The sequence below is a fragment of the Ktedonobacter sp. SOSP1-85 genome (genome assembly GCF_016587415.1).
In the GTDB taxonomy this organism is placed as follows: Bacteria; Chloroflexota; Ktedonobacteria; order Ktedonobacterales; family Ktedonobacteraceae; genus Ktedonobacter.
In genome coordinates this window covers 3865965-3891964 of sequence record NZ_BNJI01000001.1, presented here as the reverse complement: position 1 = coordinate 3891964, position 26000 = coordinate 3865965, and the positions used below count along the sequence as shown (strand labels likewise).

General features: G+C 50.7%; 28 protein-coding genes. 18 read left to right on the top strand and 10 right to left on the bottom strand.

What is annotated here, in order from left to right; all coding sequences use genetic code 11:
- Positions 1-21: 21 nt before the first annotated feature.
- The 6 genes from KTE_RS16370 to KTE_RS16345 all read right to left on the bottom strand — a co-directional run bounded on the left by KTE_RS16370 (position 22) and on the right by KTE_RS16345 (position 4883).
- Complete coding sequence (locus KTE_RS16370) at positions 22-1161, bottom strand: site-specific integrase (protein ID WP_201382634.1); 1140 nt, start codon at positions 1159-1161, stop codon at positions 22-24.
- 12 nt (positions 1162-1173) lie between these two features.
- The gene (locus tag KTE_RS16365) at positions 1174-1380 is read right to left on the bottom strand and encodes a helix-turn-helix domain-containing protein (protein ID WP_201382632.1); all 207 of its coding nucleotides are present in this window, start codon (positions 1378-1380) and stop codon (positions 1174-1176) included.
- Positions 1380-1640, bottom strand: a complete 261-nt coding sequence (locus KTE_RS16360; RefSeq protein ID WP_201382630.1) for a hypothetical protein — start codon at positions 1638-1640, stop codon at positions 1380-1382. Before KTE_RS16360 ends, KTE_RS16365 begins: the two co-directional genes overlap by 1 nt.
- Before the next feature lie 44 nt (positions 1641-1684).
- A complete protein-coding gene (locus tag KTE_RS16355) occupies positions 1685-2785 on the bottom strand; it encodes a hypothetical protein (protein ID WP_201382628.1) in 1101 nt (366 codons plus the stop codon).
- 711 nt (positions 2786-3496) lie between these two features.
- Entirely contained in the window at positions 3497-4462 is a 966-nt protein-coding gene (locus tag KTE_RS16350; RefSeq protein WP_201382626.1) for a sigma-70 family RNA polymerase sigma factor, read from the bottom strand.
- Between the two features lie 136 nt (positions 4463-4598).
- The gene (locus KTE_RS16345) at positions 4599-4883 is read right to left on the bottom strand and encodes a hypothetical protein (RefSeq protein ID WP_201382624.1); all 285 of its coding nucleotides are present in this window, start codon (positions 4881-4883) and stop codon (positions 4599-4601) included.
- A 411-nt stretch (positions 4884-5294) separates the two neighbouring features.
- Here KTE_RS16345 and KTE_RS16340 point away from each other — a divergent pair, with 411 nt between their 5' ends.
- The 5 genes from KTE_RS16340 to KTE_RS16320 all read left to right on the top strand — a co-directional run bounded on the left by KTE_RS16340 (position 5295) and on the right by KTE_RS16320 (position 9219).
- Positions 5295-6113, top strand: a complete 819-nt coding sequence (locus tag KTE_RS16340; RefSeq protein WP_201382622.1) for an AlpA family transcriptional regulator — start codon at positions 5295-5297, stop codon at positions 6111-6113.
- A gap of 231 nt (positions 6114-6344) precedes the next feature.
- Complete coding sequence (locus KTE_RS16335) at positions 6345-6554, top strand: type II toxin-antitoxin system HicB family antitoxin (RefSeq protein WP_201382620.1); 210 nt, start codon at positions 6345-6347, stop codon at positions 6552-6554.
- A gap of 196 nt (positions 6555-6750) precedes the next feature.
- Positions 6751-7536 (top strand): FAD-dependent oxidoreductase, encoded by a 786-nt coding sequence (locus tag KTE_RS49610; protein ID WP_201387100.1) that lies wholly within the window; start codon positions 6751-6753, stop codon positions 7534-7536.
- A 32-nt stretch (positions 7537-7568) separates the two neighbouring features.
- Positions 7569-8309, top strand: coding sequence for a DUF559 domain-containing protein (locus tag KTE_RS16325; protein ID WP_201382618.1), 741 nt, complete (start codon positions 7569-7571; stop codon positions 8307-8309).
- A gap of 37 nt (positions 8310-8346) precedes the next feature.
- Positions 8347-9219, top strand: a complete 873-nt coding sequence (locus tag KTE_RS16320) for a hypothetical protein (RefSeq protein WP_201382616.1) — start codon at positions 8347-8349, stop codon at positions 9217-9219.
- 292 nt (positions 9220-9511) lie between these two features.
- On the opposite strand, the gene KTE_RS16315 is transcribed toward KTE_RS16320, so the two are convergent.
- On the bottom strand, positions 9512-9796 hold the full coding sequence (locus KTE_RS16315; RefSeq protein WP_201382614.1) for a hypothetical protein: 285 nt from the start codon (positions 9794-9796) through the stop codon (positions 9512-9514).
- A gap of 491 nt (positions 9797-10287) precedes the next feature.
- Between KTE_RS16315 and KTE_RS16310 the strand changes: the two genes are divergently transcribed.
- The 3 genes from KTE_RS16310 to rlmN all read left to right on the top strand — a co-directional run bounded on the left by KTE_RS16310 (position 10288) and on the right by rlmN (position 12278).
- Positions 10288-10650, top strand: a complete 363-nt coding sequence (locus tag KTE_RS16310) for a hypothetical protein (RefSeq protein WP_201382612.1) — start codon at positions 10288-10290, stop codon at positions 10648-10650.
- Positions 10651-10693: 43 nt separating this feature from the next.
- The gene (locus KTE_RS16305) at positions 10694-10951 is read left to right on the top strand and encodes a hypothetical protein (RefSeq protein ID WP_201382610.1); all 258 of its coding nucleotides are present in this window, start codon (positions 10694-10696) and stop codon (positions 10949-10951) included.
- Between the two features lie 184 nt (positions 10952-11135).
- The gene (rlmN, locus tag KTE_RS16300) at positions 11136-12278 is read left to right on the top strand and encodes a 23S rRNA (adenine(2503)-C(2))-methyltransferase RlmN (protein ID WP_201382608.1); all 1143 of its coding nucleotides are present in this window, start codon (positions 11136-11138) and stop codon (positions 12276-12278) included.
- 152 nt (positions 12279-12430) lie between these two features.
- Here rlmN and rpmB read toward each other — a convergent pair whose 3' ends face one another.
- On the bottom strand, positions 12431-12628 hold the full coding sequence (gene rpmB, locus KTE_RS16295; RefSeq protein ID WP_201369686.1) for a 50S ribosomal protein L28: 198 nt from the start codon (positions 12626-12628) through the stop codon (positions 12431-12433).
- A gap of 354 nt (positions 12629-12982) precedes the next feature.
- Here rpmB and KTE_RS16290 point away from each other — a divergent pair, with 354 nt between their 5' ends.
- The 6 genes from KTE_RS16290 (at position 12983) to KTE_RS16265 (ending at position 18204) form a co-directional block, all read left to right on the top strand.
- Complete coding sequence (locus tag KTE_RS16290; protein ID WP_201369687.1) at positions 12983-13378, top strand: Asp23/Gls24 family envelope stress response protein; 396 nt, start codon at positions 12983-12985, stop codon at positions 13376-13378.
- A gap of 20 nt (positions 13379-13398) precedes the next feature.
- Positions 13399-15102, top strand: coding sequence for a DAK2 domain-containing protein (locus KTE_RS16285; protein ID WP_201382605.1), 1704 nt, complete (start codon positions 13399-13401; stop codon positions 15100-15102).
- 195 nt (positions 15103-15297) lie between these two features.
- Positions 15298-16143, top strand: a complete 846-nt coding sequence (locus tag KTE_RS16280; RefSeq protein ID WP_201382603.1) for a DegV family protein — start codon at positions 15298-15300, stop codon at positions 16141-16143.
- 15 nt (positions 16144-16158) lie between these two features.
- On the top strand, positions 16159-16914 hold the full coding sequence (locus KTE_RS16275; protein WP_201382601.1) for a zinc ribbon domain-containing protein: 756 nt from the start codon (positions 16159-16161) through the stop codon (positions 16912-16914).
- A gap of 643 nt (positions 16915-17557) precedes the next feature.
- The gene (locus tag KTE_RS16270; protein WP_236600429.1) at positions 17558-17797 is read left to right on the top strand and encodes a hypothetical protein; all 240 of its coding nucleotides are present in this window, start codon (positions 17558-17560) and stop codon (positions 17795-17797) included.
- A 2-nt stretch (positions 17798-17799) separates the two neighbouring features.
- Positions 17800-18204 carry a hypothetical protein gene (locus tag KTE_RS16265; RefSeq protein WP_201369694.1) on the top strand — a complete coding sequence of 135 codons (405 nt, stop codon included), beginning with the start codon at positions 17800-17802 and terminating at the stop codon, positions 18202-18204.
- 56 nt (positions 18205-18260) lie between these two features.
- Here KTE_RS16265 and KTE_RS16260 read toward each other — a convergent pair whose 3' ends face one another.
- Positions 18261-18854 carry a DUF3090 family protein gene (locus tag KTE_RS16260; RefSeq protein WP_201369695.1) on the bottom strand — a complete coding sequence of 198 codons (594 nt, stop codon included), beginning with the start codon at positions 18852-18854 and terminating at the stop codon, positions 18261-18263.
- 188 nt (positions 18855-19042) lie between these two features.
- A complete protein-coding gene (locus KTE_RS16255) occupies positions 19043-20023 on the bottom strand; it encodes a D-2-hydroxyacid dehydrogenase (protein ID WP_201387098.1) in 981 nt (326 codons plus the stop codon).
- A gap of 275 nt (positions 20024-20298) precedes the next feature.
- Between KTE_RS16255 and KTE_RS16250 the strand changes: the two genes are divergently transcribed.
- The 4 genes from KTE_RS16250 to KTE_RS16235 all read left to right on the top strand — a co-directional run bounded on the left by KTE_RS16250 (position 20299) and on the right by KTE_RS16235 (position 25949).
- Positions 20299-21591 (top strand): glycosyltransferase, encoded by a 1293-nt coding sequence (locus KTE_RS16250; RefSeq protein WP_201382596.1) that lies wholly within the window; start codon positions 20299-20301, stop codon positions 21589-21591.
- A 126-nt stretch (positions 21592-21717) separates the two neighbouring features.
- Positions 21718-23580 carry a glycosyltransferase family 39 protein gene (locus KTE_RS16245; RefSeq protein WP_201382594.1) on the top strand — a complete coding sequence of 621 codons (1863 nt, stop codon included), beginning with the start codon at positions 21718-21720 and terminating at the stop codon, positions 23578-23580.
- A gap of 222 nt (positions 23581-23802) precedes the next feature.
- Complete coding sequence (locus KTE_RS16240; protein WP_201382584.1) at positions 23803-24969, top strand: DUF362 domain-containing protein; 1167 nt, start codon at positions 23803-23805, stop codon at positions 24967-24969.
- Positions 24966-25949: an NAD(P)-dependent oxidoreductase gene (locus KTE_RS16235; protein WP_201382582.1), complete on the top strand. Its 984-nt coding sequence runs from the start codon at positions 24966-24968 to the stop codon at positions 25947-25949. The genes KTE_RS16240 and KTE_RS16235 overlap by 4 nt, the downstream gene beginning before the upstream one ends.
- Positions 25950-26000: the final 51 nt, after the last annotated feature.

Below are 26000 nucleotides of genomic sequence, written 5' to 3'. Positions count from 1 at the left end.
GCCAGCAAATTGACAGCAGTTTTATAAACCACCTTCAAAGAAGTCTCCCATCTTATCCATTGCCTCTTTATGAGTTGGCGGCAATACATGAGCATATATATCAGCCGTGATTTCAATACTACTATGCCCAAGTAGCTCTTGAATCACTTTTAATTGCACGCCCATACTAAGCAACAAAGTAGCAGCACTGTGCCTCAGATCATGAAACCGCATATCAGGCAAACCAACCTGTTTAAGCAGTTTACGAAACCGCCTAAACAGAGCAGATGGCATCAAAAAATCTCCCTTATCATTAGGGAAAACGAGGTCATGATCCACCCATACTTTCCCAACATCCAAACTCTTCTCTATCAAATTCATATGATGAGCACTTAGAGCACTAAGCACAAATGCAGGTAACATAATAATCCGCTTACTTGCCTCAGTTTTAGGCTCACCCTCCACAAAACCTACATTGTTCACATACACCACCGCACGAGAAACTTTAAGCATACCCTTATCAAAATCAATGTCAGACCAACGAAGACCGATTAGTTCTCCTTTTCTCATGCCGGTAGTAAGAGCTAGAGTCACCAAAGCTTCTAACTCATGATCTCGAATCTTCTGTAAGAACAAAGCAGCTTGCTCAGGTGTTAGGACCATGTGTCTAGGTTTAGGACGTGATGGCAACTGTACATCAGTACAAACATTTACAGAAACCAGCTTCACCCTCCTGGCATGTTCCAGAGCTGTATGTAAAGCACCATGAATACATCTCACACGAATAGCCGAAACCCCTTCCTTCATTTTTTGAGCATAGAAGGTCTGAATCTTCTGAGCTGTCAGCTTTTGCAGCTTGACATGTCCAAGGCCAGGGATAAGGTAGTTGTACACTAAAGAATGCGTGTTCTTGTAGGTTGACGGACGAACAGCCAGTCTATATACATCCTCAAACCAGTACTTCAAGAACTGGTCCAATGTCTGTTGGGGGCCAGTTGCAAGTATGCCCGCAGCCAGCTCGTTAATAACAATTCGACGTTTCTCTAAAGCTTCCTTCTCAGTCTTAAAGTAGTATTGTTTACGACTCTGGTCCTCAAGTGTAACCTCACAAACCCACCTACCATCTTTACGACGATATACTGTACCCTCACCAGGACGCCGTCCTTGCTTTTTTCTAACCACAAAATCACCTCCTTATGCAGTCATATCTTCATGAGACTTGAGCCACTCATGAAGATCATCTACACGAATACGACGCACACCACGCAGCCGCATAGAAGATAAACCCTCCTGATAGATGTACTTGTAAACTGTAGTCCGGCAAACACCGAGCATAACAGCAACATCCACCACACTCAGCAATACAGGTTGTGCAGTAGAAACTCTTTTACGACGAGCCATCAAACACCTCCAACCAGACTTAAAAGCCGTTCCACATATCCAGGAGACATAGCCACCAGAGAAACACGCTCACCAGAAGCCGAGAACACTTCAATGAAGAAATCCCCCTCATCAGAAATGCTCAGCACTCGCCCATACTGCACACCTTGACCCTGGCCAACATCGAAGAAGACCGATTGACCAAGCCATTTTTGACGAAGCAGGTGCACTATTTCACGCCATCGCACCGCCTCTTTTCGCCTTTGTGAAGCTTTACCCATACAACCACCCTTCAAACAATGCGTTTAAACACTGACTTTCACCACTAACAAGCCAAGCGCAGTTGAGAACGTTGATATTCCCACAACCCAAGCACACGCCTTGACACATACCTCCCAGTTCCATCACGCTCACGTATCGCCTCTTCGAGCGCCTTTCGTCGGCGTTGACGATACACCTGCACATCTCGCGTGAACTCCGCAACCTCTTGCAGCTTCCATTCAGACACCTGTACCTCTGGCTCCTCCTGGCTCTCGCTGACCTCTGTCTCCTCAGTCTCAGTAGGAGCCTTGCTCAGTTCAGGAAAAAGCGTCTCATTGTCCTCAGTCGTTACCTCCTCTATCACCTCTATCGCGTCACCGTTCTCCTCAGAGCGAGAGAACAACCGCGCCCGTATCGCTTTCGTTGGTTCAGGGAAAAAGCCACGTGAATAGCGGATACGACGCGCTTTACTTTCCACCAGCGCCTCTACCTGCTCACGATCCTCGACGAGTTGCCCATTCTCGCCTACCCGCATGATTAAACCCTCGCGTACAATTGTCTTCTGTCCTTTGCGTTCTCGCGTGATATCCTTGGTCAGGTACTTTGTAACATAGCCAATTGCTCGCGTATTATTCACCGCCGTTACCCACACCCAACTTGCACGTCCCTTTGTCGCTGACTGCCAGCAAGCCACAAGATACTCCTGTGGGATAAAATCAGCACCCTTGACCAGCAAATGCCAGTGGAAACCATTCTCTTCAAAGTTCTTATGTTCCTCAGAAACGCCCAGGTACTCAATATGAAAGGCAGGCCGAGCACCGATATGGTCATGTCCAATCCCTTTTGACCCACGCCGCAACGCCTGCACCCACGTCGTCAAAGCACGCGATGCCTCTTCCATCGTATTGCCTGCCTTCGTCAAGACAATATGCAAGGTCGGCTCAGCTTCCGCAATCACTTGACGCCACATATCTACCTTGCGAGGCCCACAATACAAGCAGGTCCACTTATCGCACCTCGCACGTCTGACTTCGCCTGTATCTCTGTTCACAAAGCGATGCCGCAGCGCCCAGGCATCAGGGCAGCAATACAGCGTATCGGTTCCATCTTCCAAATGCCACTCCACACGTTCCTCTACCGTTGGCATATACCCAGGTCGTTTCATACTCGTTGACTCCTCTCAGCTTCCACCTAACAACCATTCAGCGTTTCATGCTTGTGTGAGTTATCCTTATTAGGGTCAAGTGAAGACCCTAGTGCGCGGGCTGTCGGCCTCGCGGCTTCGCCGCAGCCCGCCGCACGCTCCGCTGCATCCCGCGCACAGGAGACACCCCCCCTCTCTTCCCTTTCGGGCGTGTCCGATTGTGCCGGATGTGACCCTCCCCACCCGCACCACCACCCCTCTTGCTTGTCAAGGCACCCTAAAGGGAACCCGCCTTGACAACCGCGTCACATCCGTGGGTTTTCTTTTGCGCCCGAAAGGAAAAAGAGGGGGAGTACCGCAGCGTCCGAACGTTTAAACGGTGAGTTTCACCGCTTGACAGGTTGGGGAGAATTTCGTAACACGCACCGCTATTGCACGACACGCCCGCAAGAAGACGCGTAAGTCTATGCTTATACTTCTCTTCTCTCTACACGCCAAATATGATTAAAAATACGCTCAAATCGGCTTTCCACAACACCAATAGCCTCATACACGCACTGAGACGGTCATACAGACGCCTTAACAACCGCTTCGACCACCACAAAGCCACTCCTCAAAAAAACGTCTCTTGACCGTCTCATCAACACGCTATAAACACCCGCCACAAGCCGCCCCACACCATTTTCATCACATCACAACCTCTTCCATCTATCAGCTTTTCTTATTGCTCGTTTACGCTGTCAACTCTTCCTGTGCTATCGCCATCATAGGAGCAAGTGACCGCTGTAACTTTTCCTTTGCCACACGTTCACATTTCCACACTTGCGCATCTCCTATTCCCAGTTGCGCCGCCACTTGTGAAATTGATAACCCATTCCCAGCATGCTCAGCAAACCCATAACGCAACGTCACCACTTCCCGCTGCCGTCTTGATAAATCGTTTTCAATCACACGGCTCAACGCTTCATCAAGCTCACGATGCCGACGCTTCTCGGTTTCTACATACTGCTCAAACAAACCAACAAACTGTATGCGATCCCCACCTATCGTCTCACCATCCCCATCATCCTCAAGCAGCTTCTCTATGCTATCCACCGACCGACACCTGGTATACGCCGCCAATTCACACGCCCGCTCCTCGCTCACACCCATCCTCATTGCTATCTCACTCGTTGTTGGTACCCGACCTAATTCGAGGGATAACGCACGGCCCGTATCACGAAACTTATTGACCAGTACCAGCATCGACTTCGGAATACGAATCATCCCATCAGAGGCACGTACCGCGCCACGCATACTACATCGAATACATTCGCACGCATAGAGCCGAAACTCTCTTGGACTCACAGAAGGTGCATGAAAAAACTTACTTTGGTCTAACACATGCATCAATCCAAGGGTTCCCTCTTGAACCAGATCAAGCAACTCCAGGCTCTTCAAAGGACGAATAAGCTTATAAGCGATATCCAGCATATCAGGCTGATAGGCTTCGATCAAGGCATCACGTGCATGCTTTGCTAAAGAGAGATACCATTGATTCGGTTCTGGCTTCAATTGCTCCAGTCGGCCCCGATGAACACGTAACACTAATTTGGCCTCTTCTTCAGCAGAGAGAGATTCCGTCCAATGCACATCACGTATATACTGATCTTTCGCCATCAAAGACACGTCACAATCATCAGAAGTCGTCGCTATCATCGAATTGAACTCCCTTTCTTCGTTGACAGCTCAACCCTCTGCCATGCATAATGAAACAGAGAGTCTAAGCAAGTCTCAGGACATCTCAAAAGCTGGTTTAGGATGTTGCAGATCCTGGCCAGCATTTTCATAGCATCTACAGCTGCATCAGGTGATAACGCACGCCTAGAGAAAAAACATCAGTCCATAGGCAAATGGGTTCGCCATTGTCTTTATAGGCATAAACAATCTGAACCTGCCCATCATCAGTGACCTGGAGAACCCCACCATAAAGCGTATTGGAGCCTGGAATCGTCGAACCAGGAAAGAAACGCGCCAAAGTCGCGTTCTCAAACACAACCCAATGACCAAGCCATACAGCACGCGCTTGTGCTATAGCCTCCTGCTTTGAAGCGGTATTCGCCTCTTGACGTTGCCTCATACCTTCCATGAAGTTCATTCATCACCTCAAAACACCGCGTTTAAACAACGACTTTCGCCAGCCCCTATAAGTTACCTCTTCAGCATTGGCCCTCTCACATCAACAGCGCAATCCGCTTAGACAGCACGACCCACACACCCACCTCCGAGCAACGCAACTGCCACTACACCGCCGCCTCTATGGAGAGCGGGACACGTCAACCTGCCTCTCCGAGATGCAACCATAGGGTATTCAGTTGTTAATGTGCTTATGCCGGACCAAACAAAAGTCCGAATTGTCCAAATGTCTACCAAGATTATATCCAACCAGACCACAAAAGTCAATGTCTAATTGTCCAAATTATCCATTGATTTCATCTGTTATAATATCTGTGAAGTACAATTGTCCAATCAGGACAAGAGGGAGCCATAAATGGGTAGGTCAACCAAAATACCGGCAGGTTTTTACAACGCATCACAAGCCATTAAAAGATTAGGCGTGCCTAGATCGACATTCTATGATTGGGTAGAAAAAGGCACAATAAAAAAATTCGTAGAACCTGGGAAAAGTGATGCTTTTTATCTCAAAGCCGCAGTAGATGACTTAGCAAAAGCAAGAGAGCTCTTCACAATTCAATATGCAGCAGACACGACAACCTTTGAGAAAGCAAAAGAAGCCGATGTACAAGGCATCTATGATCTAGCAGTTAGCTTATGGGGAACCAGAGGCACATATCCTTATGAAATGCGGCTGGCTAGATATAAGAGAAACCCAGATATCTTCTATGTCCTAAAATACATGGATGTTGTGGTGGGATATGTCACCTTTATGCCTGTAACTACAAAAGCCGTAGAGGAACTCAAAACAACAGGTAAAAGAGCATCAGCTATCATCACACTAGATGATATTCTTCCATTTACCCCAGGAGAAACATTAGAATATGTCTTCTTGGAGATCGCCGTAAGAGACGGTGTGCCTAAGCCTAAACAATATGGTATGCGCCTCGTCCTAGGAATGAGCGATGTTATAGAAGACTTTGCCAAGAGAGGTATCAAATTCAAAAAGCTTTTCGGCACTAGCAGAACAGCAGATGGTATAGAAATGAGTCAAAAACTCGGCTTTAAGGAAAGTTTGTTACCCTCCACTGAAGGAACTTTATTCTTCGAGTTAGACACAGAAACAAGCCATCATCCGCTTTTAGAGGGATATCAGAAGATAACCAGAGGTGAAGGTAGCTCAAATAGAAAGTAGCATATGGTATTATAGATTAGGAAGGAACCATGCCACGTAAAATCAGGCAACTGAAAGCTGATCTTAAGAAAGCCGGCTTCCTTATGCGACCTGGAAAAGGGAGCCATACCAAGTGGATACATTCACAATTCCCTACTATCTTTGTCAACCTATCAGGCGGCGACGGAGACGACGCCAAGCACTACCAAATTGAAGACGTAGAAGACGCCTTGAGAGAGGTGAGAGAACGCAATGAACACTAATCACTATTCCATCACTATCCAATGGGACCCAAGAGACAACATTTTTGTTGCCAGCGTTCCTGAACTTCCACACGTCAGAACACATGGAGATACCTACCAAGAAGCAATGGAAAATATACTCGAAGTCCTCGAAATGTGGATAGAAGATGCACAACGGCATGGTGAAACGCTCCCACCACCAAGAATTTACGCAGCATAAATAATTCAGCTTAAAATAAAGCCTGGAGCCCGTTCCAGGCTTTATTTTTTTGCTCTTTCACCTCACAAATCTAAATTCAACTAATCGCAGTTAAATGAAAACCGTCTTATTGACTAAATTTTTGCCTTAGCACAGTAAGTACTGCAAAATTAGCTTCTACACTTTTTTTCCACGAGGGTAAAAAAGTCTCGAAGATCTGTACCATCAATTTCAGATAGATCCCACCGGCAACGAAGCCAGGAAACAAGAACCACTGCTTGACCCTCACATTCTAGCAGCTATTTATGCCCCAGAAGAATCACAGGTCAAAGCCCCCCAAGTCATCCAGGCTTACTATCAGGCGGCTCAAAGACTTGGAGCTATCTTCTATCCCCATGAAGAAGTTATAGGCTTTCAGCATCACGACAACCAAGTTACAGAGGTAGTCACAGCCCGCCAGTCAATCTCGTGCAAATATCTCATCATCACAGCAGGGTCATGGGCAGCTCAGTGTGGAGAGTGGCTCAATCTTGATATCCCAGTTACACCCCTCAAAGGAGAAATCATTTCCTACTGCCAACCCACCCACCAGCTCCGGCATATCATCTTCGGGGAAGGAGCCTATCTTGCTCCCAAGGGAGAAAGCACCATCGTTGGAGCCACAAAAGCAGATACTGGCTTCGATACCCAGGTCACAGAGAAAGGCATCGCCTGGCTAGAAAACGCCACAAGCAAACTCATTCCAAGCTTAGCACAAAGCACATTCACATCAGCATGGGCAGGACTACGCCCCAAAACACCAGATACACGCCCTATCCTCGGCCCAGCTCCTCAATGGAAAAACGTCATTCTTGCCACAGGCCATAATAGTGTGGGAGTCATTCTCAGCGCCATTACAGGACAAACTATTACAGAAACTATTTCCATCAGTCAAATACCACAAATCATTCAATCATTTACTTTAGAACGATTTTCACGTTATAATCTAGAAACGGCGAAATAAACTCACCTTGATCAGTGCTAGGAAATAACAACATGGCAAACGAAGAAGATACAAATTTCAATGTTCAGAAAATAAAATCTGATGCAATAATGTACCTTATTGAAGGACAAGAGATCGAAGCAGCGAGTTTCTTATTTGCTAGTGAGATTGACATTCTAACTAATGACTACGCTTCTACATTGATATTCTCACTAAAAGGAAATCGGGCCATATACGATCTTATAATGAGCGAAGGTAACATATTTCATCAAATTTTAGACGCTTTTAAGGCCGTAGAAAATACAGGATTTGATGACATATACGTCAGCGCAAAAATAGCTTACCCAGATTTGGGCATAGACTGGGAAGCAAAGCTATTAGAAGCAATCCAAGAACGAAAATCTCCTAATCAATGCAAACCCATAAATAACACTCCTACACACGAATGGAAGGGAACAGGTTTACATTTCAGATCTCCCGTTGAAATCCAGATAGCCGAAGAATTAGACAAGCTAGGAATACTTTTCTTCCCTAATTGTATGGCTAGACTTGGTGGTCCACATCAAAGGATAAATAGAGAGCCTGACTTTCTGGTCTGCTATAAAGGCAAATGGGGTATTATAGACATCGACGGCGCAACCTACCACACTAGCGCAGCAAAAGATCATAACCGGGATCGCTTATTTAAAATCCATGGTATAAGAGTTTGTGAACGCTACGAAGCTAAGCGATGCATGGAAGAACCAGACAAGGTTGTTAAAGAGTTTCTGAATATTTTAGTGCAAAATGGTTGAAAATGTGTAAAAATTAAAGCTAAGAAGGGTTTTACCAATGCCGCAAAATGAGCCATCTGCCGACTATGATTTAAAATTGCACAAACTCCCAAGCAGAAGTTACATAGAAAACTCAAATACAGATATTTCAAATTTTACCTCAAAAAATCTTACAGAAGATCTTCTTAGAGATTACATCTACAGCAAGCTCCTCAAAGATTTTAATATAGATGTTAGAACAATTAAAAGTGCAGACCAAGACGTTTTAAAAGACTACCTTAAAAAACTCGATGACATCATTCTCCATCGAAAGATACCAGAGTTCTATAGTTTCATACATCTTCGAAATGGAGAAGTAGTTATTCGAGATCCAAATAATCCACAAGATCAATTTAGATTGCAGCCTATCAGTCATGCTTACAAAGTTGCATCTTCGTCCATTCTCTTCGAATTAAAAATACGTTTAATCGAAATGATAGGCTTATTAGAAGGCACTAAAAAATTTGACAGTATTAGAGAACTAATACAGAATTTGCCAGATAAAAACGTGAAATTGAAATTAGAAAATGAGCTAAATGAACTACAATTACAAGCCCAGCACTTACGTGAACAAGTACAAGAAACCGAGAAGCAACAAGAAATCGAAAAAGCCAAAGAAGAGTGGCAGTTAACACTTAGGCAACGAAAAGCTGAAGTACGAGAACTGGAATGGAAGCTATGGCGATCTCTCATAGAAAGAGAGTCTGTGTCCACGATCATAGGAGCACTACTCCTACTAATTATTGTGGTAGCTTTAATAGCAGCCATGTTCTATCATGCAACATCGCCTGAGATTCTCAACAACGCTTTTCTAGTCATACTAGGCTATTTCTTTGGTCAAACTGTAGGAAAAATTGATGGTAAAGGGAAATCTGATGGAGACAAAGGTTAAAATTTACAAAACCAACTACCAAAAACCGCCTTTTTTATCCCCTGCAATAGCAACAATACAAACCTTATAAATCCACTCTACAGGCCAATCTGGCTATAAGAGGGACTTAAAATCCCCTGGCTTAAGAAATAAACAGCAAGCCATAAAGAGCACTCTTTATCTATTTACGTCAAATAAGAGTGCTCTTTATGGTTTGTCCTTAACAGTAGTCCAACTTTGCTCAAGGGCAGGGGTATACCTCCATGCGGCCAGGAATTGGAATTTACATACAATATCCAGCGTATGCTAGAGATTATCTGTGATTAAAGAACTTCTCGAAGAGAAAAAACGTTTGTTCTGCCTTTGATTCAGCGCTATCCACATAACGTTGACGCATAAGCTGGTTTTGCCGGTTTCGTTCCTCTAGGGACATTGCCTTGCGTCTTTTCTTAACAAAGAAGAGTATCAGCAGGCCAAGGGCTGGCACAAGCAAAGCTCCAATAAGCGCTGCATTCCCATTGTCAATCGGGATCAAGCTGCCAACGATGGCACCAACAAGGAGTCCTAGCAAAATAATTGCGGCTTCAATATATTTCATATACTCTCCAGCTCCTATTTGTGATTGCTCACGTTTCGCTGATCTTTTTTTATAGCAATTAGCAATATATTTAAATACTAATTGCTATATAGCTTTTTATAACATGCAAACAATTGGCTTGTCAAGAAGTGAGAGATAACATCAGTAGATTATGTTGCAAAGAAAGCAAAAGGGAAATAGAAGCATATTAGAAATCAGAGATTAGATTGTAACAGCAAGTCATACAGTGTAAATTCTGACATCCATTTTGACATCCTAGAGATTGAGATCATATACATTTGATTCACCACGAATGGACAAAAATAAAACGTCCTTCCACTTAACAAGCCTATGGAACCGCATCAGAAGAGCGACGAAATTTTCGTGTCGTGGACTTCAACTCTCCCCGAGCAAAAAGATATAATAGAGCATCACATATTTCTAAAAAAGGAATGATGAGCGGGACATCATCATCCTGTACTTCATGAGAGGTCAGAAGAGCAATGACAAAAATGGCAGCACTGGCAGGAGTCGCTCATAATATCGCACATCATTCTGCAAGTGGTTTGAGCTTTCTCTCTCCACATTTGGCTCAAGCTCTTCGAGCAGTTGGGGAAGAAACAACAGCCATTGAATTGCTTGTCCAGGATCCGTATCCCCCGAAGGCTGCGGAGATGCAGCCGCTCCGATTGTCTCTTGCTTCGCTCAAAGGAACAGCCCAAAGGATGCTTCAAAAACACGGATTCCATCAAAATGATGTTCTCTCGATTGTTTTACACGTCACTCCCGACTGGAATAGCGACGGTTCTGTGCTACATACGAGGGCTGTTATCACTGCCCAAAATGGTCGCGTGTATGACTCTGGCTGGTTGTGACCAGAATGAATGGCAACCAATGAATCCAAATGGAAGTAAGAAAATGCCAAGACAACAACCGCCAAAGGGATACTTGACCTCTACACAAGTCAAAGAAAGACTCAATGTCAGTGGAGCAATGATAGCTAACTACGTTCAACAAGGTAAAATAAAGCGTATAGTTTCACCAGGAAGGAAACATGGGTTCTATCTTGAACGTGATGTTGATAAAATTGTAAACGAGCTTCAGACGTTCTTCAACAACATTTCAGAAGAGACTACCAATGCAGATCTTGAAAATCACAAGAACAGAGTTGACTAACGAAAACCTCCCAAATTTGACAGCAGCTTTGACAGCAGATACGATAAATTCGTACGCTCAGCGATATACAAGAATGGACAAAAATAACTGCCTTTGAGCTCAGAATTAAAGCCAATTATCATTGGACGAGAGCAGGTTGAAGCTGTATAATATACGGACTATGATTCCAACACCGACATCAGATATGAATACAACACAACAGACACAACCTAAAACCGATCTGCTGACGCTGACGCTGCCGCAGTTGCAGGAGTGGCTGGCCGTACGGGGCGAGGCTGCCTTTCGCGCCAAGCAGATCTATAGCTGGATCTACCAGCAGCTTGTCGATAACTTCGCGGCCATGTCGAATCTGCCGCTGAAGCTCCGTCAGCGCCTGGAAGAGGAGGCCTGTATCGGCCCACTCGTCGTGCGCAGCGAGATGAGTTCGAAAGACGACCGCACACGTAAGATCCTCCTGGAACTCGCCGATGGCAAATTGATCGAGTCGGTGTTGATGCTCTATCCTCCCCTGGGCGAGAGTAGCGCACGCGCCACCGTCTGCGTCTCTAGCCAGGCGGGATGCGCCTTTGGCTGCACCTTCTGCGCCACTGGCCAGATGGGCTTTGATCGCCACTTACAATCAGGCGAGATTATCGCCCAGGTACTCCACTTCGCGCGCGAGCTACGCGCCACTCCCTGGAGCGCGGCTGGTCTTCCCGGTAGTACGCCTATCGATCACATCACCAATATCGTCTTGATGGGCATGGGCGAGCCACTACACAACTACGACAATGTGCTCCAGGCCCTGCGCATCCTCAATAGTGCCGCAGGCTTCAACCTGGGGGCGCGGCATATGACCGTCTCGACCGTTGGCCTGGTGCCAGCCATCCGCAAATTGAGCCATGAGCAGCTCCAGGTCAACCTGGCCATCTCCCTCCACGCGCCCACCAATGAGGCGCGCAGCCAGACCATGCCTGTTAACCGCAAGTATCCGCTGGAAGAACTGCTTGCCGCCTGCCAGGACTATATCACGGCGACACGAAGGCAGGTCACCTTTGAATATGTCTTGCTGGCAGGCGTCAATGATACTCCGGAGCGCGCTCAGCAGTTAGCCGAACTGCTGGCCCCGCTCAAGCAGTTCGCGCACGTCAACTGCATTCCTGTCAACGCGACCTCGGCTGGCTATCGTCCCCCAGGTCCAGACGCCATTCGCGCCTTCCGCAATATTCTCTTTGAACGTGGCATCAGCAATAGCGTGCGTGCGGAGCGCGGCGATGACATCGCCGCCGCCTGTGGACAGCTACGCACCCGCTTCGAGAACCGACGCAAAGCTATTCCGGTTGTCTAAATCTAAAAAAGGGAAAGTGGGGAGTGCAGAGGGGCTGACGCCCCTCTGCACTCCCCACTTTCCCTTACGCAAAAAGGTACCCGCAAAGACCACCTCCCTGCTAGGAGAGAAGTAACCTTTGTGGGTACCTTCTTGTTTTTCTGTCTGCCTGCTTAGCGCACCTTCGGCATTTTGCTCATGGTGCGCATGCAGCGTGTGCAGATATTGACGTTCTGCACGGTACCATTCACCTCAAGGCGACGGCGCTGTACGTTGAGCACGAAGCGACGGCGCGTACGATGCTGAGAGTGTGGCACATTGTTACCATACATGGGCTTGCGCTCACAGACATCACAACGACCTGCTGCCATGTTACTCTTCCTTCCTACCAGACTGCGACGGAAACATACTTTGTGATAGATACCTGCTTGTAGTATAAGAGGTTCCGACAGCCATAAAGTCCATGCCTGCCGACACACGTTCCGCTGCTGCTTGATTTATGATCGAGGTCTCTGGTATACTGCTTCAGTGGCTATTCCCTTGTGCTACTTGCCGGGGAAGTTCGGGATAACACCCGTTTGCCATAGTCGCAAAACCAGAATGATGATAAGCTGAAACAACGACATTGTCAAGAGTGACAACGCGTGCTTCGCCTGGGAATCCCTGGCACGTTATGCGAGTATAACCCATATAGGCTAATTTGGCAAGAGAGAAGACAATTGCGTATGCCAAAAGCACATGCTCTAAAACCACAATCCAGTTCCCACCCCCGAGGTAAAATTGAAGTCCTTCCTAACGCCATTCATACCATTGTAGTACAGGCTACAACCGGGTGTTATGGTGTGCTAGGACTGGCTTCCCCACGCCTCCATTATGGAGAGCCTATCCTGCTTTCAACACAACATGTGAATCAGGGAGTGCGGGTCAATGTGGTCAATGATCAGCTCATTGTAGATATCTATGTAGTGCTAGAGTACGGATTGCGCATCTCCGAAATAGCACACAATATCATGAGCAGCGTCAAATTCTCACTTGAGAAGATGTTGGGTCTGCCCGTTGCTCAAGTTAACGTGAATGTCCAGGGCCTCCTTCATGGACCTGGCACACAAGAAAAACAGTAAAAAAAGGTAGCACAGACGCTATGCAGGAACACTCACCGCGCTCAATCCGACAGCGGGCCAGACGTATCAGTGTTTTTGACGGTCAGGATCTCAAGAAAGCGATCCTGGCAGGCGCGGCGTGGTTGGAAGAAAATCGCGAAACCATCAATGCCCTGAATGTCTTTCCCGTTCCCGACGGGGATACTGGTTCCAACATGTCAGCCACTATGCGCTCGGCCATCCGCAATATCGCAGAAACGACAGAGACCTCCGCGGCGGCCGTGGCCGCACGCCTCGCCCACGATGCCCTGCTGGGCGCGCGTGGCAACTCAGGAGTTATCCTTTCGCAGACGTTGCGTGGGCTGGCCCAGGGTCTAGAGGGGAAACCAACCTTCGCCGCCACTGATCTGGCTGAAGCCTTTCAACAAGCCCAGCGTCTGGCTTACCGCGCTGTTATCAAACCCGTTGAGGGCACTATCTTAACGGTTGTACGCGAGACCGCTGAGGCAACCAAACAGAGCGCGGAACGCGGTGACGACCTGGTCGGTTTAATGCAGGAAGCGGTTTCGGCCGCCCGCCTGGCTGTTGCCAATACCCCCAATCAGTTGCCCACCCTGAAACAGGCAGGCGTCGTTGACGCGGGCGGGCAGGGCTTCTGCACAATTCTGGAGGGTATTCTGCGCTACATTCGTGGTGAGGCCGCTAGCCCGGCTACAACCGTCACTCAATTGCAACCACTGCTCCAGCAAAAAGAGCGCGCCGCCAAAAAAGGGCGTGTCACGGTTGAGGAAGAGTTCGGCTACGAGGTCGTCTTCCTGCTCAGCGGCAAGAATCTGGACGTCGAAGGCATTCGCCAGGCCATTATTGATATGGGAGGCGTCTCAACAGTGGTGGCGGGCGACGAGACCCTCCTCAAGGTTCATACTCATACACTCACGCCCGGCAAAATCCTTGATTATGGCGTCAGCCTCGGTAGCCTGAACGATATCAATATCGAGAACTTGCAGGAACAGAGCCTGACCTACGCCGCTGAGAGCGCGGCCGAGCACGCCGAAGATGAAGAGCCAGAACCGGATGCACAAAAAGAGGTGCCTATCGCCCTGGTAGCCGTCGCCTCGGGTGAGGGATTTGAAGAGGTCTTCAGAGGCATGGGCGTCCAATCAATCGTCTCGGGCGGCCAGACTATGAACCCCAGCATTGAAGAACTACTCGCCGCCGTAGAAAACGCTCCCTCGCAGCAGGTGATCATCCTCCCCAATAACAGCAACGTGATCTTAAGCGCGCAGCAGGTCGATGGCCTGACACAGAAAAAAGTCTTTGTCATTCCCTGCAAAACAATGCCCCAGGGCATCGCGGCGTTGATGGCCTATAACTACGAGGATGACTTCGAGGACGTCTGCCAGGCAATGAAAGAAGCCTCTCAATCCATCCAGACCGCCGAGATCACTACCGCGGTACGCACCGTCAATATTCATAACATCAGCGTGCGCGAAGGCGATTTCATCGGTGTCATCAATGGGAACCTGGCCGTTGCCGGTCAGCAGATGCAGCCCGTGCTCGAAGATACGCTCCAACGCATGCATATCGATAACTATGAAATAGTTACAATGTATTATGGAGCAGAAGTCACCGCCGAAGAGGCACACGCAACCTGCAAACGGCTCAAGCAGCTCCACTCACATCTTGAGATTGAGGTTGTCAGCGGAGGCCAGCCCTACTACGCCTACATTCTCTCGGCAGAATAAGGGAACCCCAGGCACCTGCCTGCGATGCGCCTGGCATGCCAGGACTGCTACAGGCAGGTGCTTGTGCAAGATACCTACCTGTTCAAGCTACATCCACTACACTACAAAGGCAGCAGCAGGCGTTCTAGTGCTATCACCACTCATCAGAGTTGATGCTCATGAGAGAACGCCGCTTCTTCCTGCCAGGAGGCCAGTATGACCGTTCGTATCGTTACTGACAGCACCTCAGACCTGCCTATCGAGCAGGCAAAGGCACTCGGCATTGAGATCGTGCCACTTACTGTCGCCTTTGGCGATGACGCCTACCTCGACAATATCGAGATGGATAACGCGGCATTCTACCAGAAACTGCAAGGAAGCAAAGAGCTACCTCGCACATCTCAGCCTGCGCCCGCACGCTTTCAAGAGACCTTTACACGTTTGATTCAAGAAGGCGCAACCGGCATCCTCTCGGTCCATCTCACCTCTCAGTTAAGCGGCACCTATCAATCGGCCTGTACCGCGCGCGACGCCCTGCCAGAAGATCTGCGAAAAATCCCCATTGAGATCGTTGATTCTACGAGTGTTAGTGTGGGTATGGGCTATCCCGTAATTAAGGCCGCGGAAGAGGCACAGGCAGGCCTGGGGCTTGAAGAGATAAAAGCGCACCTCGTCGATCGCCTGGAGCGGACACGCATCTTCGCAGTTCTCGATACCTTAGAGTATGTCAGGCGCGGTGGGCGTATTGGTGGCGCAACAGCGATGCTGGGCAATGTGCTCAACATTAAACCCATCATCTCCCTGAAGGAGGGGGTCGTCATTCCTGTTGAGCGCGCCCGCACCCGCGGCAAGGCGTATGCCCGCGTCGCGCAGATTCTTCAGGAGCTAGGCCCAATCGAATATCTGGCCATTGCTGAGTCCAGTGAAGAGGTTGGGCAACAGCTATCGGAGGCCCTTAAGCCCGTCTATTCTGGCGATATTGCCATCTGGAAGCTAGGCGCAGCGCTAGGCACACATACCGGTCCTGGTACGGCCGCGATCTCGGTAGTAACAGCCAAATAATTTTGAGGTGACAGCATGTCGCAGCATTATGTGGTTCCCAACATTTACCAGGACATGAGCAATCAGTCTCAGGGCTACTTCGCCTTTCGTTTTACCTGCCAGAGCTGTTACTGGCAGATAGACACCCAGCCTATCCGCTCTTCTGTGAGCACGGCCAGCAATGTTATGGATATTGGTATTGGTTTGCTCAATGGTTTCTGGGGGCGTGCCGCTGAAGCTGGCCAGAAAATCTATGGTAGCCAGTGGCATACGGAACAGGCTGGCGCTCTCCAACGCTCATGGGGTGAGATCCAACATAATTTTCATACCTGCCCACGCTGTCACCAGACCGTTTGTATGCGTTGCTTTAATGTTCAGCTTAACCTCTGCACGCACTGTGCCCCCGATTTGAAAGCGGATGGCTCCCAGTTTCAACATGAACTCAATGTCGAGGCTCAGCGTAAGCAGATTGAAGAGCAGTATCACGCGCCCCACTTCAATGTCGCGGCTATTCCCTCAGCCGCGACGCCCGACCTCCTTGCTTCCCCTCAGCAGCAAGCCCTCCCTCCTGGAAGTCCGCCCTACCAACCTCCAGCTGCCCTGGCTTTCCAGAGGGCACAGACTGTAGCCTGCCCCAATTGTCGCCGCCCGGGCGCCGCAGGCAAATTTTGCCAGGACTGCGGTACACGGATTCCCGCCCAGGAAGTAACCTGCCCACAGTGTGCGCAATCCCTGGCACCAGGAACCCGTTTCTGTCCTGAATGCGGCACAAAGCTCCAAAACGCCGTCTAAAAAGACATAAGGGATATAGTGTGTATGGTGGCGGAGCCAGGCCCAGCCACCATACACACTATATCCCCGAGTGCCGCAGGCGCGAAAACAGGTGCAGCAAGCGAGCATTTAAGACGACAGGCAAGCGCAAAAGATTGACGAATGAAGGGTATTCACGTACAATAGTATTACAGCATGTTTCATGCATTGTGCTTCACCGCGTATCGTATACTAATGTTGTATGTCGTAGCGCGTCGGCTAACCTCAAGCCTGGGGATCAAACCGGGAGTCGGAACTATGCGTGCCTCTTATACAGCACGCAGGGAAGTGTTTCCATCAACGCCTGCCTGAAGCTTGTCCCGGTTGTCTGTAGGGTGCTCTGGTATACTTGTTATACATGGACAACTAGCAAGGCACGCACACAAGGAGTATGGGCGCTTCCTCCCCATGTAAGATTTCCATGGGCTCCTGCGCCAGGAGGAACAACCAGCAATGCGAGGGCGAGCGACGAGCGACGAGCTATATATGCTCATTTGCTCATGTGCTCATTGAGATATACCACGCCCTCACCGTTTGCTAACGGACGCCAAGGTTGTTCCACGACATTCGTTGGAAGCTGCCATCCAAAAATGGCGTAGACTACGAAGGAGGAACGACTGTGGGTATGTTACGGGTGATGTCACGGCGTGGTGACGACCGTCTCACCTGGGACGAGCAGAAAGTTCTCGCGGGTGATACTGAAGCCGTGGCTGCAATTCAAGAAGCCGAGCGCATTTTTGCCCAAGAGCGTGCACGAGGCGCGACCGCTTTCCGCCTCGATCCCGGCAAACCAGCCGAACGCATCGAAGCCTTTGATGCCACCGCGGAACAAATCGTTCTAGTGCCAAGAGTGGTTGGTGGATAAACTTGGTACCCCATATCCTGACGGCCCTATATTGGCTCGCAATTGCCCTGGCCATCTCTCCCATACTCTGGCTGATTTTTCAGCCCTATGTGAAGGGATGGTCACGAGCGGAGCGTAGAGCTAGTCACTTGCTGCGCGATCTCCTCACCCACGAGCAATTTCGGCAGCTCTTCTGGTATGGGTACCTGGAAATCCCAAGCCCTACGGCTCCGCATCGCGTGTATCGTGTACCACGCCATAGTGGCTATGTGCAGGTGTTCGAACATGGTCGCGCGATCATGCGTCTCTGCCTACAACCCGTGGAATCGCTGCCCGATAGCGATTTAGTGGTACTGCACAAGCTTATGATCGAGGCAAACGAAGAGACGTATCTCCAAAAAGCGAATAAATACCTTTGTATTGAGTAATGCTCGCTATTCAGGTAGTCGATAAAAGAAGAGTAAGAGCGCACAGTGACGCGCTCTTACTCTTCTTCATCCTCATCGATATCCTGAATCTCCATCTGCACAATCTTATGGTGTCCGTTCTGCTTGACACAGGCATGGGGACCACCATCCAGGGGCATATGGCAGAAGGGGCAGACCGGGCGACCCGCGGCCACCACCAGGCCAATCTCATTTGAGAGTTCTAAGGCCTCCTGGGGTGAGAAACGCAGCACAACCGCTTCGTCCTCTAGAATGAGCGCCTGCGGCTCCCCGCGCTCCTCAATAATCTCCATTGGGGCCAGGCTCAGCAGAAACATTTCATTATGCTCATCAAAGTTGAGCTTCATCTGCCCTACCTGAAAATCGTATGTTGGCGTAAGCGGAAAATCTCCTGGCATTCCCGTGGGAGATGGCAAGCCCCCTGGACGCGCCTCAAGGCGCAAGACCTCGCCGTCCGCAATCGCACCGAGAATACGTTCCAGAGTCTCGGCAAGGGTGCGCAAATGTTCCTTCTCCATCCACACAACCGCTGATCCACGCCCACTCCTGGCATAGAGTCGGAAACGTCGCTGCCCCGGCATACCCACTGCATCCGCACCGAGTGTCTCGATGCGGCCAAGATCATTGCTCATACAAGCCCTCTTCCTTCTAAATGAACTAATTAATGGTGTATTCGCCACATCTGTAGGGTCCATGCTGGCATGGACTTTGCCCGCAGGCCGACACTCTAGCGCTGGGATGGTCGCTTCGCTCGGAGTCCATGCCAGCATGGACCCTACAGGCGCTGTGCTTGCTTTCAGCTATTTAGTGAATTCACCAGCTAATACCCACGTGCGGGATCATATCTATTCTGTAGTGGCTGGCCCGCTCGATAGCGCCGCAAGTTTTCCGCGAAGAGCGTTGCGAGACGCTGGTCATAATGCACGCTCTCGCCCGAGATGTGAGGGGTCAGAATGACATTCGCTAACGTATACAAGGGACTCTCGGCAGGCAAAGGCTCTTCTTCGGTTACATCCAGGCCCGCGCCTCCAATCCATCCCTCGCGCAACGCCCTGACAAGCGCCCGCTCATCCACCACGCGCCCACGCGCTACATTGACCAGGTAGGCATGCTGGCGCATCGCTTGAAACTCGGCCTCACCCAGCAGGTGCTCAGTCTCGGCCGTCAATGGAACAGCAACCACGGCATAATCGCACTCGCTTAGCATAGCATGCAACTGCGTCATAGGATAAAGCTGATCTACATGCTCCTGATGCGCTCCCGCCTGTACCGTGCGCCTGGTTGCCAGGACCCGCATGCCAAAAGCCTGGCCCAGGAAGGCCACGCGCTGACCAATACTCCCCAGACCAATAATCCCTAGCGTCTGTCCCGCCAGTTCGCGTCCCCCCAGTTTATACCAGTTCGCGCTTCGTGGCCATATGCGCTGATCCTGTAAACGCACCATCGTGGGCCAGGAGCGATTATACATAAGCATACTCGCGAACACGTACTCGCCAATGGTGGTGGCATGGATACCCACCGCCGTTGTGACCTGTACCCCACTATCGGCCGCCAGGATACCACTTATGCGCAGACCATCCACACCGGCTCCCGACGCCTGCAACCAGCGTAAGCGCGGCGCCAGTTCGCGCCAATTCGTGGGTACTTTGTAGGCACAAAGCACATCGGCCTCGCCCAGGCTCGCTTCAAACTCATCACTATCACTAAGGCATAAGATCTCCTTACCCGCAGCCTCGCTTAACACAGCCTGTGAGGCGGGGGAAAAAGGAAATGTACTGACTACTTGCAGACCTTGCGCCATACTCAACTGCTTAACTCCTTTGTAAAGGCCTATTGTGGACACCCCTGCTCCACCTTTTCAGTCTATCCGAAATCAGCACGGGTATGCAAGACTCCCCACTTACTATATATCAGTGAGGCATAAAACGCACGCTCTAGCTAGCTTTCAGGCATTTTAAGCATGACGTTTTTCCCATGTTGTTCCTTTATTTAGAGCAATGCGTTTAGATATTCAGGTGTCGCTATACACGACACTCTATCGCGCATTATCTCTATATCTAGGCGGAGAAAGAACGTTTGAGCATTCTTATTACCATTCTCGAAGGTGTCTATCTACTTATTGCGTTTATTATGGCCATACAAGCCATTTTCAATATTCGGTTGCGTCTCTTCATCTGGGAAACGCCAGAACATGCCTGGCTCAATAGCGCCCCGACCGTCTACCTCGATCCCTGCCTGACCTTTACTATTCTGCTGCCGGCGCGCCACGAGGAAGAAGTCCTACGCGAAACAATGCAGAAAATCTATGATCTCAACTATCCCAAAGATTTATTACAAATTATCGCCATCTGTCGCGAGGACGATCCCAACACCATTACCGAAGCCCAGGCCAAGATCGATGAATTAGGTGACCCCAATGTACAACTCCTGGTCTTTAATGACAAACCCATCAATAAACCGCATGGACTCAACCTCGCGCTCCAGGTCGCACGCGGCGATGTCGTGACGATTTTTGATGCCGAGGATGAGCCTCACCCGGATATCCTCAACATTATCAATACCACGATGCTTACTGATGACGTCGACGTGGTCCAGAGTGGGGTTCAATTAATGAACCACAACACGAAGTGGTTCTGCTTCCTTAATGTTCTCGAATACTTCTTCTGGTTTAAATCCTCCCTGCATTTCTTCGCCAACGTAGGCATGACGCCCCTTGGTGGCAATACCGTCTTCGTCCGACGCGAACTGATGGAGACTCTGGGTGGCTGGGACGAGACCTGCCTGACCGAAGATGCCGACCTGGGCATTCGCCTGGCGCTCTCCCACGCACGCATGCGCGTCATTTACGACGATGAGTTTGTGACACGCGAGGAGACCCCCCACACTATTGAGCAGTTTATCAAGCAACGGACTCGCTGGAACCAGGGCTTTATCCAGATTCTCTTCAAAGGCGAGTGGCTAAAACTGGAGCGTCCCTACCAACGCCTGCTCGCTTTCTATGTCCTGGTGCTCCCAGAGGTACAAGCATTCTTTACCCTGCTCATCCCAGTTTCGCTGCTCACCTTTTTCTTTATTAAATTACCTCTCTGGATATCTTTATTGACGTTCTTGCCGCTCTACATCTTTATCATGGGCATCTTTATCGACCAGGCAGGGCTGTATGAGTTTCTTAAAGCGCATGGGCGTTCATGGAGTATACGCGAGGCTGCTATCATGCTTTTCGCCTCGGTTCCCTACCAGTTTCTTCTAGGCCTGGGCGCCCTGCGCGCGGTCTCCCGCTTTCTTCAGGGCGCGACTAATTGGGAGAAAACGGCCCATATTGGTCAGCATAGGTCGAAAGAGATAGCCAGAATCCAGCCCGAGACTTGAATATCCTCTGTAGGGTCCATGCTGGCATGGACTCCGAGCGAAGCGACATTCTGCATACAAGGTAGTCCATGCCAGCATGGGCCCTACAAATTCTGTGCATTTGCCGATTAGATAGGTGGTTGATTTGTGGTAAGAGATGAAACACAACAGCAAGCGAACAGACATATAAATACCCCGGCGCAGTCCCTGCCAACAACTCCATGGCCAGGTATAGGTGCAGAGCGGCAAGCTCCTGAGAAGCCACAGGTCCATTCCTTGCCTCAGGGGCGACTCATCTTACATAAGCAGGAAAACTTTTATGTCAGTACAGTCAATCGCAGACATCAACGTGTCCACCCCTTGCGCAAGCCAAGCGGGGTAACCAGCGCGCTCCCCAAGGTTCTACCGCAACAACAGACACGCATCGCCGCCAGCGAGACACGCCGCATGCCGCGCCTGGACACGCTCAACACAACGCTAAGATCACGCTTTCCAATCCCTCTCTGGCTGGAGACGCTCGGACTCCTGCTGGTTCTTGTTGGAGTTGGTCTCGCCCACGCCTATAATATGTTCAACTATCCACGCTACGAACTGGACGAGGGCACCTATATGGCCAGCGCCTGGTCCATTCTCCAGGGACAGCTCATGCCCTATGCTTATGGCTACGCGCATCCACCCGCGGGCTGGATCCAGCTTGCCACCTGGATTCCACTCTTCAATGGCTTCTTTGCCTTTGGCAATGCGCTCAATACGGGGCGCGTTATTGTCTTACTCTATAAATTGGGAAGCGCACTCCTGGTTTACCTGATAACACGCCGCCTCTCGGCACGTCGCAGCCTGGGTCTGCTTGCTATGGGTATCTTCGCGCTGACACCTCTTGGTATCACCTATCAGCGTGAGATCTACCTCGATAACATCGCCATCTTCTGGTTCTTGCTCTCGCTCTTCCTGCTCGTCACCGGTAATAGCCGCCTGCGAGCGATCATCTTCTCTGCTCTCACGCTGGGGATAGCCATTCTCTCTAAAGAGGTACTCATCCTCCTTATGCCAGCAATGCTATATGCAGTCTGGCTGTATACGACACCTTTCCAGCGCAAGTTCGCGCTGGTGGCATTTGGCTATACCACGCTAGCACTCTGCTCAGCCTGGATGCTCATGGCCCTGATGCGTGGCGAGTTCTTCCCCTATGCATGGCATCTCCCCTGGGATAACCACGCGCACCTGAGCCTGTTACAGACCATCCTTGAGCAGACAAAACGGACCCAGGGCGAAGGCAGCCTGGGCACCAGCTTCAGCCAGTGGATGGGGCTGGATAGTCTCCTGGTCGTCATGAGTATTGTAGCGCCCGTGTTTAACCTGGTGTTTGGCTTCCGCCAGCGCAATCAGTTACTCCTCTCCCTGCTGGCACTCAGCTTCTGGCTGCTCTTCATTCGTGGAGGGGTCGTCTTTCCCTACTACATTATCCCGCTCATTCCTCTCGTAGCCATGAACTGCGCCTTCGCCTGCGCTACGCTGGCGCGCTGGATAAGCCAGGCCACGCACTTACCCCTTTTGCAGGGTATCCTGGTCCTGCTTGCCATCGCGGCCATAGTCCCCTATGATATCCTGCATGCCCAGCCCATCTATACCCACGACTATGCACAGGAGCAGCGCCAGGCCATGGATTGGATGCGTGAGCACCTGCCTCGCAATACAGTTGTCGTCATTCCACCCCAGTACTTTGTGGATATGAGCGTGAGCGGGGGCGAGGCCGTGGGAGCGCATTCCCCCTTTCCGAAAGCGCAACTCTTCTTTAACGTTGCCACTGATCCATCCATCTATCATGACCAGCTCAAGGACAACTGGCAGAATATTGACTACATTCTTGTCGATCCCGATGTCATTCTCCATCTCAATATGATCCAGGAAGTTAGAGGTGGCAGCTCCATCCTCCAGCAGGCCCTCAAGCACTCCGTTGAGCGTGCACACTTCTATGACATCAGCATCTACCAGGTTCAACATAAGCTTTGATGGATGAGAAGGCATGGCGACCTGCGGCCGCCATGCCTTCTCATCCATCAAAGCAGACCTAAATAGAGAATTTTGCATATAAAACCTCAAATATCTATAAGTACTACCCATCTAGATAACTGCATATTCAAGCGGTATGATTAAAACGCAGTAGGTATCATATTCTGATAGGTGGTGTGGCGGGCGCGAGAAATGGGATTTGTTGGAAGGGAAGAGTGAGATATGGATGCGAACGAGAATGCTGGCAGCCAGCATGTCAGCATTGTACGCACCTTTGAGGGGATTGAAGAGGCAACGCACCGCGCCATCGCAGGCATAGGCGGCATGGAAACGGTGATGCGGGGCGCGAAAGTAGCGGTACTCAAACCAAACTTTGTCGCGGGAAGGCGTGCCGAGACGGGAGCTACCACCAGTTTCGCCGTACTCAAGGCCGTGGCTGAGGAGGTGCGCGCCTGCGGGGCCGAGCCTGTGCTCTGCGAAATGCCAGGGACAGAGTTTGATCGCGAGGCGACCTATACCCTGCTGGGGGTAGAGGAGTTCTGCGCACGCCACAAGATTCGCATCGTCCGCCTGGAGCTCGAAGGCGGCACGAGCGAGTGGCGCGAGGTACATCCCACAGGGGCGAAACGCCTGCGCTCCTTCGAGCTCCCACGCCTGCTGGATGATGCTCGTCTGATCAACCTGCCCGTTTTAAAAACCCACGTTGTCTCCGGCATGACGCTGAGCATGAAGAACCTTATGGGGCTACTTCCCAGGCCGGCCCGTCGCGCGATGCACACCCTGGGGATAGATCAATGTATTGTGGATATGAACCTGGGTCTGCAGGCAGATCTCAACATCGTCGATGGGAGTGTGGGACAGGATGGCGAGGGTCCCCTGTATGGCGAGAAGGCAGATCTCCAGGTCCTGGTCGCTGGTCGCAGTAGTCTCGCAGTCGATCTGGCCTGCTGTAGCCTGGTAAATGTGCCGCCACGCGCAATTCCGCACCTGCGCCTGGCCCTAAAACACTTTGGTCAGCCCGAGATACACTTTACCCACGACCTGCCCCAACCACTCAAGACCTTTCGCCTCCCCCGGCAAAATAGCCTCTACCGCCTTCTCTTCTGGCTGATGTACCCCCTCGACTTCCCCTATACCTGGCTCGCCCAGCGCGGCAAACATCTCTGTACCACCCTCTATAGTACAGGTCTGGTAGGTACACGCCCCGTCATTGAGCGCGAGCAATGCACTCGGTGCGGCGAGTGTGTACGCGCCTGTCCCCTCCCCGAGGTCATCAATCTCCAGACACTCAAGGTCAATTACGCTACCTGCCAGCGCTGCCTGCTCTGCTACGAAGCCTGCCCTGAGCAAGCGATCAGCGTCAAGGGTTATTCAGGAGCGCGCTCATGAAGGCCCTGGTCACTGGCGCGACTGGCTTTCTGGGCGCGGCCCTGGTCAGGCGGCTCCTGGCGGAGGGAGAGAACGTGCGTGTCCTGGCACGCGATGCTTATAAAGCGCATCGCCTCTTCGGCACACGCGTAGAGATTCTCCAGGGTGATCTGCTGGAAGCCCCCAAGGTAGCGGCCGCGCTCAAGGATATCGAGGTCATCTATCACCTCGCGGGGCGCCTCTACCACCCCAGCATTCCAGCGGAGCGCTATCACGAGACGCATGTCGAGGGCACGCGAGTGCTCCTGCAGTGCTGCCGCGACCTCCCAGGACTGAGTCGCCTGGTTCATTGTAGTACCACCGGCGTCTATGGCGTCACTGGCCTGAACGCGGCTGATGAAGCCAGCCCATATGCGCCAACCAATCCCTATGAGCAAAGCAAGCTGGCAGGAGAAGAACTGGCGCTACGCGCTCATGCCGAAGCGCGGCTTCCCGTCACGGTGGTGAGGCCCGCCCTGGTCTATGGACCGGGAGACCTTCACCTCCTCGGCTTCTTCCGCCAGGTCGCTCGTGGTCTGCCCGCCACTATCGCTGGTGGCCGTGCCTATATTCACCCTATCTACATTGACGATATGAGCCGATCATTTCTTCTAGCAGCGCGCCTCCCGCATGCCATTGGACGCTGCTATAATATCGCGGGAGATCTTCCGGTCAGCTTTACGGATCTAGCAGGTACAATTGCCAACGTCCTTAAATGCCTCCCCTGTCCGCTGAGTCTCCCCACCTGGATGGCTTATGGTGCGGCGATGCTCTTTCGCTGGCTGCCAGGCGTGAGCGAGGCCAGCGCTCCCCTGACCGCCAGCCGGATCGACTTTCTCACGCATAGCCGCATGTATAGCTGCGAACGTGCTCGGCGTGAGCTGCAATTTACGCCTCAGGTTGGACTCAATGACGGCATCCGCTATACCGTTGCCTGGTACCGCGAACATGGTTATCTTTAATGGAAGAGTAGAATGGGATGGGATGCGGGCGAAGCCCGCATCCCATCCCAT